Origin of the sequence: Stenotrophomonas sp. FR012, from assembly GCF_047520565.2 — a bacterium.
Lineage (GTDB): Bacteria > Pseudomonadota > Gammaproteobacteria > Xanthomonadales > Xanthomonadaceae > Stenotrophomonas > Stenotrophomonas sepilia.
In genome coordinates this window covers 245,028-253,757 of record NZ_JAXBQL020000005.1, presented here as the reverse complement: position 1 = coordinate 253,757, position 8,730 = coordinate 245,028, and the positions used below count along the sequence as shown (strand labels likewise).

The following is an 8,730-nucleotide window of genomic DNA, read 5'->3' as shown; positions in this document are numbered from 1 at the left end:
GGTATGGGTGGGTGCCGACCGTTGGTCGGCACACCGCTCAGATCGGGTTCTTGTCCAGGAACGCGCGGATCTCCGGCACCAGCACGTCCTGCTTGTCTTCCAGCACGTAATGCCCGGCATCCTCGAAGGCATGCACCTGGGCCTGCGGCAGCGCGGCCTGGAAGCCCTTCAGGAAATGATGGTCGAACACGAAGTCGCGCAGGCCCCAGCCGAGGAAGGCGGGACGGTCGGCGAACGACGGCAGCGCCTTGCCGGCGCGTTCCAGCAGCGACCAGGCCTTGTCGGCCGGCGACAGCGGGATGTCCTGCATGAAGCGGATGGTGCTGATGCGGTTGGCCCAGCTGTTGTACGGCGACACGTAGGCGCGGCGCACATCGGCCGGCATCTTCCGCTCCACGCCCAGCCACGAGGCACCGGACGAGAACGCGTTGAAGGTGCGGATGATCCACTCACCGATCTTCCAGTGGCGACCCAGTGCGATCTGCCACGGCATCTTCTTTGCCGCCGGCATCGGGAAGGCAGCGGTGTTGAGCACCACCAGGCGCTTCACCTGCTCGTGGTGCGACAGCGCCCAGCCGAACCCGATCATGCCGCCCCAGTCGTGCACGGCCAGGGTCACCGGGCCGGTGATGCCCAGGTGCTTCAGCAGCGCATCAAGATCGTCCACGCGCGACTGCAGCGTGTACTCATAGCGGCTGTCGTCCGGCTTGTCCGACAGGCCCATGCCGATGTGGTCCGGCACGATGCAGCGGTAGGTGTCCGACAGGCCGGCCACCAGCGTGCGCCAGTAGTAGCTCCACGACGGGTTGCCGTGCACCATCACCACCACCTCGCCATCGCGCGGGCCCTCGTCGAGATAGTTCATCGACAGGCCGGGGCGGACCTCGAAGCGCTGCGGGTGGGCGGGGTAACCGGGAAGATCGCGCATGCGGAGCACCTAAGGAGAGTCGCGGCGCAATGTAGAGCCGAGCCGTTGCTCGGCTGCTCTCCGGTCCGCTGCGGAAGAGCCGCGCTGCGCGCGTGAGCCGAGCATGGCTCGGCTCTACAGGAGGTCGGGCAGCGGGCTGCTTACCAGACCACTTCAGCCATCGAGCAGTTCAGGCCCGAGCCAATACCCAGAAGCGCGATGCGATCGCCCTTCTTCAGCTTGCCCAGCTGCTTGAGCTTGCTCAGCACGATCGGCACCGAGGCCGGGCCGATGTTGCCGTGCTCGCCGAAGATGGTCATGACCTTCTTCGGGTCGATGCCGAAGTTCTTGATGAACGCGGCGGTGTGCGGCTGGCTGACCTGGTGGATCACGAACTGGTCGAGCTCTTCCACGGCCCAGCCGAGTGCGATCTTGGCGGCGCTGAAGGTCTTCTGCGCCAGCTTGATGCCTTCGATCAGCAACAGGCGGGTGTCGGTGACCATGCGGTCCAGGTTGCCCAGGCACAGCTGGTTCCACTCGGTGGCCGAGCGGGTCACGCCGCCCTTGTAGCGCGGCGCGTCCGGCACCAGCTCCGCGCGCGCCATCACCATCGCGGCGGCGCCCGACCCGGTGGTCAGCGCGGCCAGCTCGTTGCGGAAGTCATCGGCGGTGACGTCCGGGGCGGTCATGCGCTCCAGGGTCTTCTCGTACACCAGATTGGCGGTCTCGCCGTCCACCACCAGCGCGTAGTCGATATCACCGCGCTCGATCATGCGCGCCGCGATGTCCATGCCGTTGATGAAGGCCAGGCAGGCGTTGGCGACGTCGAAGGTCATGCATTCGTCGCTGACACCGAGGTTGCCCGACACGATCGAGGCCGTGGACGGCTCCAGGTAGTCGCGGCTGACCGAGGTGTTGACCAGCAGGCCGACCTGGGTCGCGGTGATGCCCGCGTCTTCCAGTGCCTTGCGGCCGGCCATGGTGGCGGCGTCCGACGCCAGCACGCCGTTGTCCCACAGGCGGCGGGCGTGGATGCCGGCGATGTCGCCGAGCACATCGGTACGGATACCCAGGCGATCCAACGTCGGCTGCAGGCGTTCGTTGATTTCCTTGGTCGTCAGCGTATGCGGTGCGTCGACGTGTGCCAGGCCGGCGATCGAGACATTCTTGAAGAGCATCGAGGTTAGCGCCAAGGCTCAGGCAAAAGGGGGCGCTATTCTATAACCCCCGCGCTTTCACCGCATCTTTACGAATTCAGCCTCGGCCGTATGGTGAAGCGTTCAGCGCGGCGGGCACTGGAACGCGGCGAAGCGCTGGCTGCCATCGGCGGGGGCCGCAGCGGCCTGGACGGCATTGGCGCCGGCGCTCGGGGCCTCGTTGCGGGCCAGGGTTTCCAGCTCTTCCTGCACCCGCAGCGGGTTGCGGTTGTAGAAGCCGACCTTGCTCTTCACGGTGACCACCACCTCGCCCTTGGCGATGCAGCCGGCCGGAACCGGCCCTGCCGGCAGCACGCGGGTTGCCTTGCCGGCCGGTTCGATCGGCACCCAGGTACAGGCGGTGACGGTGAGCAGCAGGGAGGAAAGCAGCAGAACGCGCATGGGCAGATCCTGGAAGGGTATGGGGGGATTCTGCCTGAACAGCCTGAATCGGGGGTAGCCGGGGCCGGGGTCAGAGCCCCCTGCGGGGGATCCGACCCCAGATCGGCAGAGGGGTCGGATCCCCCGCAGGGGGCTCTGACCTCGGATGCATGACGGGGTTGCCGGCCAGCGGCCGGCACTACCTGGGGAGGCCTGCCCGCCGGGGGCGGGCAGGCACATCCCTTATTTCTTGACCGGGTTGCCTTCGGCGTCGATCACCGTCACCTCGCCCAGGTTCAGCGCGCGCACGGCCGCTTCGGTCTGCTTGAGGTCACCCACCACCACCCAGGTCAGGGCCTGCGGCTTGATCTCGGCGGCGGCCTGCTGCACCTGCGCCGGAGTCATCGCTTCGATCTCGGCCTTGCGCCGCAGCACGTAGTCGTCCGGGCGCTTGAACTGCACGATCGAACCGATGGTCGACGCCACCGCACTGGCGGTCTCGTAGGCACCGGGCAGGCTCAGGGTCTGGATGTTGCGGATGCGGTTGACCTCGGCAGCGGTGGCCGGCTTGCTGCCATCGGCGAACGCGGCGATTTCCTTGCGCATTTCCGCCAGTGCCGGGCCGGTCTTGTCGATCTGCACCGGCGCGCTGGCCATCCACGGGCGCTGGCCCACCGAATTGACCGCGCTGCTGCGCGCACCGTACGACCAGTGCTTGTCCTCGCGCAGGTTCATGTTCAGGCGCGAGGTGAAGTCGCCGCCGATCACGCCGTTGGCGATGTCGAAGCGGGTCGAACTGGTGGCGCTGGAAGGTGCCACCACCTGGCCGGCGAACAGGTTGGCCTGTACCGCGCCCGGCTGGTCGATCAGGAACACGCGCGGGCCCTTCGGCAGCGCAACGTCGGTGGCCGCCTTCACCTGCGGGGCCTCGCCACTGGCCTTCCAGTCGCCCAGCTGCTTGTCCAGCAGCGGCACGATCTCGGCCAGGGTGGTGTCGCCGACCACGATCAGGGTGCCGTTCTGCGGGCGCAGCCAGTCGTGGTGGAAGTCGACCAGGTCCTCGCGGGTCAGGCCGTTGATCGCCGCCTCGTCACCGCTACCGGTAAACGGAATGGCATACGGGTGGCCCTTGCCATACAGCAGCGGGGGCAGCACGCGCATCGCCACCGCACCCGGGTTCACCTTCTCCTGCTGGATGCCAGCGATCCAGCTCGCCTTGACCCGGTCGATCTCGCCCTGCTCGAAGCGCGGTTCGCGCAGCAGGTCGCGGTACAGCGCCAGCGACGGTGCCAGGTTTTCCTTCAGTGCCGACAGGTCCACGCTCATCGAATCCAGGCCGGCCGAAGCATCCAGGCTGGCGCCCAGTGCGTCGGCGGCATCGGCGAAGGCCAGCGAGCCCAGCTTGCCGGCGCCTTCGGTCATCAGGCTCATGGTGAAGTTGGCGGTGCCCGGCTTGCGGCCCTGGTCGGCACTGAAGCCGCCCGGGAACTGGTAGCTGAACTGCACCACCGGAATCTCGTGGCGTTCGGCCAGGATCACCTGGGTGCCGTTCTTCAGCGTGGCACGCTGCAGCGCCGGGAACTTCAGCTGCGGGAACTCGCGGGTCTGCGGCACGCCCGCCTTGCGGTCGACCTGCTCCGGCAGGGTGCTGTACTTGGGATCCACTGCCGGCACGGTGAACGGCTTCGGCGCCTGGCTCGGGTCTTCCTTCAGCGCCACGCGCTCACCCGGTGCGATCACCAGGGTGTGACTGCCCTTGTCCAGCCACTGCGCGCCCAGCCGGCTCAGATCAGCAGCGCTGGCCTTCTCGATGTTGGCCAGCGAGGTGCGGAAGCAACCCGGGTCGCCGGTGAACACCGCGCACTCGGCCAGTGCGTCGGCCTTGCCGCCGAAGCCACCGATGCGCTCGATGCCGCGGATGAAACCGGCGCGTGCACCGGTCTTGGCGCGCTCCAGTTCGGCCGCGGTCGGGCCCTGCTTGATCAGCCGGTCCAGTTCCTCGTCGATGATCTTCTCGACCTTGGCCGGGTCCTGGCCCTGCTTGACCGTCGCCATGATCACGAAGTTCGAGCCCAACTGCGAGGTCGACAGGCCCGACGCGATGCTGTCCACCAGCTTGTCCTGGTGCTGCAGGCGCTGGCTCAGGCGCGAAGACTTCGCACCGCCGAGCACCTGCGCGAACAACTGCAGCTGATCGACCTCGGTGGTGCCGACCTGCGGCACGTTCCAGGCGCGGTAGATGCGCGCCTGCGGCACCTTGTCGGTCATCGTCTCGCGCGTGTCGGCACTACGCTTGGCCACGTTCACCGCCGGCTGCGCCATGGTCGGGCCGGCCGGGATGCTGCCGAAGTACCTGGCGACCTTTTCCTTGGCGGTGGCCAGGTCGATGTCGCCGGCCAGCACCAGCACCGCATTGTTCGGGCCGTACCAGGTGCGGAACCAGGTCTTCACGTCATCCAGGGACGCCGCGTTCAGATCGTTCATCGACCCGATCACGCCGTGGTGGTACGGGTGGCCCACCGGGTACAGCGCCTTGTTGAGCTGGTCCCAGGCCTGGCCGTAGGGCTGGTTCTCGCCCTGGCGCTTCTCGTTCTGCACCACGCCACGCTGCTCGTCCAGCGCGGCCTGGTCGATCGCACCGACCAGATGGCCCATGCGGTCCGATTCCATCCACAGTGCCATGTCCAGCGCGGTGGTCGGCACGTTTTCGAAATAGTTGGTGCGATCGGTGTTGGTGGTGCCGTTCTGGTTGGTGGCACCCACCTGCTTGAACGGTTCGAAGAATTCGCCGTCGTGGTTTTCGCTGCCCTGGAACATCAGGTGTTCGAACAGGTGCGCAAAGCCGGTACGGCCAGCCGGCTCGTCCTTGCTGCCCACGTGGTACCAGACGTTGACCGCAACGATCGGCGCCTTGCGATCGGTATGCACGATCACGCGCAGGCCGTTGGGCAGGGTGAACTGCTCGTACGGGATATCGACCTTGGCCGGTGCCGCCGGCTTGGCGGCGAGCGCATGGGTGGGCGCGAGCGTGCCCAGGGCGGTGCTGAGGGCGACGGCCAGCAGTGCAGCGCGCGGGCGAAGGGCGAGAGACATATCCGGATCCTTGGTCACGAAGGTGAACCCCGATCCTAGCCTGCGCGCGCGGCGGCCGGAATCGGTCGCCAGTCACTGGGGGTGTTTGCCCAGATGGCCATCCAGCCCGACGCCCAGGGGCGCTCTTGAAAACGTCACAGACGCCGGCTGAAGGCGTCCGGACAGTGTCCGCGGCTTATCGAATGGACAGGTGTCCGCCCAGCGGACACTTTCGGGACCACATAAAAGCCTTGCAAATCAATAACTAAAAATTGGCACGCGGATTGCTTGGTACTTCCTGCGCCAAGAAGGGCTTCAGACAAAAGCTGACTGAAGAATGAACAAATGCAGGAAATCGAAAATTTCTCTTGCATGTCCAGAACTGGTGTACTACCTTACTACCACACCACTGCTCACCAACACTAAACAGGCCCCGTCATGAACGCCAAGACCATTGCCATCGCCATCGCCCTGATCGCCGGCACCGCGGTTGTTTCGTCGGTGCAGGCCTCCGAATCGATCAAGACCCTGTCCACCGTCCAGGTTCGCCCTGCCGCCGACCAGCTGGCCCAGCAGGCCTGGGAACAGGCCAGCGGCATCCCGACCCTGGCCACCGTGGAAGTGCGCCCCAGCGCCGACCAGCTGGCTGAGCGCAACGGCTACGTCGCCGCCCCAGTCGCCGCCGCGATGCCGATCACCACCCTGGCCTCGGTGGAAGTGCGCCCGAGCCTGGAACAGCGCGTCGCCCTGGCCGCCGAACTGGAAGCCCAGCGCTACGCCGCCACCCTGGCTGCCGCTGCCACCAACGTCGCCAACTCGGTCATCGTCAACCTGCCGGCCCTGCAGGTGCGTCCGAGCGCTGCCGACCTGCAGGCCCTGGCCACCGAAACCGCCCAGGTCCTGCTGCGCCCGTAACCGGTGCCGCCCTGCCCCGTGCAGGGCGTGCGCCGTAAAGGCGGCGGTCGTCGCAGGTACACTGCGCCGATGAATGCCGCGCCCCAGTTCCACGTGATCCTGTTCCAACCGGAAATCCCGCCCAACACGGGCAATGTGATCCGGCTCTGCGCCAACACCGGCGCGCAGCTGCACCTGGTCGAGCCACTCGGCTTCGCACTGGAAGACAAGCAGCTCAAGCGCGCCGGCCTGGACTACCACGAGTACTCGCGCCTGCAGGTCCACCCCGACCTGGACACCGCGCTGGCGCGGATCGCACCGAATCGGTTGTTCGCACTCAGTACCCGCGCCAGCGTGCGCTACGACAGCGTGGCCTTTGAAGACGGTGATGCGTTCCTGTTTGGCCCGGAAAGCCGTGGCCTACCGCAGGAGGTGCTCGATGCCCTGCCCGACGGCCGCCGCCTGCGCCTGCCGATGCGGCCGGACAACCGCAGCCTCAATCTTTCCAACACCGTTGCGGTGGTGATGTACGAGGCGTGGCGGCAGCATGGGTTTGCCGGTGGCGCGTAGCGCCACGCATCTCTCTTCTGCCTGATTGTTGCTGTGGCGGGCGCATGCGTTCATGGGCGTTACTTTTCTTTCCGCGCGGAAAGAAAAGTAACCAAAAGAAACGCGCCGCCGTCTGCGAGCCGGTGCTGCGCACCGGTACCCTGCGCTCCTCGGCCCGCCGGGGAACGGCGCGGAACTCGCTGCGCTCAGACACCCGCGCCTCTTCGCCCCCGTCGGTCCTGTGGTGCTCGGCTCGCTTCAAGGCGGACCCAACTGCCGCGCGGTAGATCCACGCCATCCGTGGATGCCTTCCGCCTGGATCAATCAGGAGTCGGCGCCCTTGCGTTGCCCGGGGCGCGTGCACCCTACCTGGCAATGCCGGCCAGCGGCCGGCACTACCGGTGCACTCAGAACGCGTTGATGCCGGTCAGTTCGCGGCCGATCACCAGCTGGTGCACGGTCTCGGTGCCTTCATAGGTGATCACCGATTCCAGGTTCAGCGCGTGCCGGATCGCCACGTGCTCGGTGGTGATCCCAGCCCCACCCAGCAGATCGCGACACTCGCGGGCGATGTCGATCGCCATGCGGCAGTTGTTCCATTTGGCCAGGCTGACCTGCTGCGGTTGCAGCTGGCCGGCTTCCTTCAGCCGGCCCAGCTGCAGCGCCAGCAACTGCGCGGTGGTGATCCGGCGGGCCATCTCGGCCAGCTTGATCTGCGCGCTCTGCGTGGCGGCCAGCGGGCGACCGAACAGCACGCGCTCCTTGGCATAGCCAAGTGCTTCATCCAGGCAGGCAATCGCCGCACCGATCGGCCCCCAGCTGATGCCGTAACGGGCCTGGGTCAGGCAGCCCAGCGGCCCCTTCAGGCCCTTCACGTTCGGCAGGCGATGGCTGTCGGGCACGCGCACGTCATCGAAGAACAGCGCGCCGGTCAGCGACGCGCGCAGGCTCATCTTGTGCTTGATCTCCTGCGTCGTGAAGCCGGCCATGCCCTTTTCCAGCACGAAGCCCTGGATGCCGTCCTCGGTCTGCGCCCAGACGATGGCCAGGTCGGCCACCGGGCCGCTGGTGATCCACATCTTGCTGCCGCTGATGCGCCAGTCGCTGCCGTCGCGCACCGCGCGGGTCTTCATGCTGGCCGGGTCGGACCCACCGTGCGCCTCGGTCAGGCCGAAGCAGCCGATCAGTTCGCCGCGTGCCATCGCCGGCAGCCACTGCTGGCGCTGTTCCTCGCTGCCGTACGCGTAGATGGGATACATGCACAGCGAGCTCTGCACCGAAACGAAGCTGCGCAGGCCCGAATCGCCGCGCTCCAGCTCCTGGCAGATCAGGCCATAGCTGACCGCGCCGAGACCACCGCCGCCGTACTCGGTCGGCAGGGTCGCGCCCAGCAGGCCCAACGAGGCGATCTCAGGCACCAGTTCATCGGGGAAGCGGGCCTGGTCGAAGGCATCGCCGATGATCGGCAGCACGCGCTCGTTGGTGAAGCGGGCGACGCTCTCCTGCACTGCGCGCTCTTCCTCGTTGAGCAGGGAACGGACATCGAACAGATCGTACGGATGCAAAGCCATGGCACTCACACGCAGTCAGGACCCGGCCATTGTCGGTCATCCGGGCAGAGCGTGCCGACCAAGGTCGCCACCCACCAGAGATGCACAGCTACGCTGCACCGCAGCAATCATGAGGTGAACATCGCCGATCTAGCTCGATCACGCGCGGCCCGGTACCCTG

The 8,730-nt window shown here is 66.9% G+C and carries 7 protein-coding genes; 2 read left to right on the top strand and 5 right to left on the bottom strand.

Annotated features, from left to right (window positions below; genetic code table 11):
* Window positions 1–37: 37 nt before the first annotated feature.
* The 4 genes from ACM0O9_RS11180 to ACM0O9_RS11165 all read right to left on the bottom strand — a co-directional run bounded on the left by ACM0O9_RS11180 (window position 38) and on the right by ACM0O9_RS11165 (window position 5,577).
* Complete coding sequence (locus ACM0O9_RS11180) at window positions 38–928, bottom strand: alpha/beta fold hydrolase (protein WP_069138108.1); 891 nt, start codon at window positions 926–928, stop codon at window positions 38–40.
* A gap of 140 nt (window positions 929–1,068) precedes the next feature.
* Window positions 1,069–2,085, bottom strand: a complete 1,017-nt coding sequence (locus ACM0O9_RS11175; RefSeq protein ID WP_005420782.1) for a 3-oxoacyl-ACP synthase III — start codon at window positions 2,083–2,085, stop codon at window positions 1,069–1,071.
* Between the two features lie 102 nt (window positions 2,086–2,187).
* On the bottom strand, window positions 2,188–2,505 hold the full coding sequence (locus ACM0O9_RS11170; RefSeq protein ID WP_005407628.1) for a DUF4156 domain-containing protein: 318 nt from the start codon (window positions 2,503–2,505) through the stop codon (window positions 2,188–2,190).
* Between the two features lie 222 nt (window positions 2,506–2,727).
* Window positions 2,728–5,577, bottom strand: a complete 2,850-nt coding sequence (locus ACM0O9_RS11165; protein WP_005420791.1) for a M16 family metallopeptidase — start codon at window positions 5,575–5,577, stop codon at window positions 2,728–2,730.
* 417 nt (window positions 5,578–5,994) lie between these two features.
* On the opposite strand from ACM0O9_RS11165, the gene ACM0O9_RS11160 reads away from it, so the two are divergent.
* Window positions 5,995–6,471: an XAC0231 family protein gene (locus ACM0O9_RS11160; RefSeq protein ID WP_014035556.1), complete on the top strand. Its 477-nt coding sequence runs from the start codon at window positions 5,995–5,997 to the stop codon at window positions 6,469–6,471.
* Window positions 6,472–6,540: 69 nt separating this feature from the next.
* Window positions 6,541–7,020, top strand: coding sequence for a tRNA (cytidine(34)-2'-O)-methyltransferase (locus ACM0O9_RS11155; protein ID WP_005420795.1), 480 nt, complete (start codon window positions 6,541–6,543; stop codon window positions 7,018–7,020).
* A 386-nt stretch (window positions 7,021–7,406) separates the two neighbouring features.
* Here ACM0O9_RS11155 and ACM0O9_RS11150 read toward each other — a convergent pair whose 3' ends face one another.
* On the bottom strand, window positions 7,407–8,570 hold the full coding sequence (locus ACM0O9_RS11150) for an acyl-CoA dehydrogenase family protein (protein ID WP_024956299.1): 1,164 nt from the start codon (window positions 8,568–8,570) through the stop codon (window positions 7,407–7,409).
* Window positions 8,571–8,730 lie beyond the last annotated feature (160 nt).

Coding starts and splice junctions, on each gene's coding strand:
- ACM0O9_RS11180 (WP_069138108.1), bottom strand. CDS start 928: ATGCGCGATCTTCCCGGTTACCCCGCCCACCCGCAGCGCTTCGAGGTC.
- ACM0O9_RS11175 (WP_005420782.1), bottom strand. CDS start 2,085: ATGCTCTTCAAGAATGTCTCGATCGCCGGCCTGGCACACGTCGACGCA.
- ACM0O9_RS11170 (WP_005407628.1), bottom strand. CDS start 2,505: ATGCGCGTTCTGCTGCTTTCCTCCCTGCTGCTCACCGTCACCGCCTGT.
- ACM0O9_RS11165 (WP_005420791.1), bottom strand. CDS start 5,577: ATGTCTCTCGCCCTTCGCCCGCGCGCTGCACTGCTGGCCGTCGCCCTC.
- ACM0O9_RS11160 (WP_014035556.1), top strand. CDS start 5,995: ATGAACGCCAAGACCATTGCCATCGCCATCGCCCTGATCGCCGGCACC.
- ACM0O9_RS11155 (WP_005420795.1), top strand. CDS start 6,541: ATGAATGCCGCGCCCCAGTTCCACGTGATCCTGTTCCAACCGGAAATC.
- ACM0O9_RS11150 (WP_024956299.1), bottom strand. CDS start 8,570: ATGGCTTTGCATCCGTACGATCTGTTCGATGTCCGTTCCCTGCTCAAC.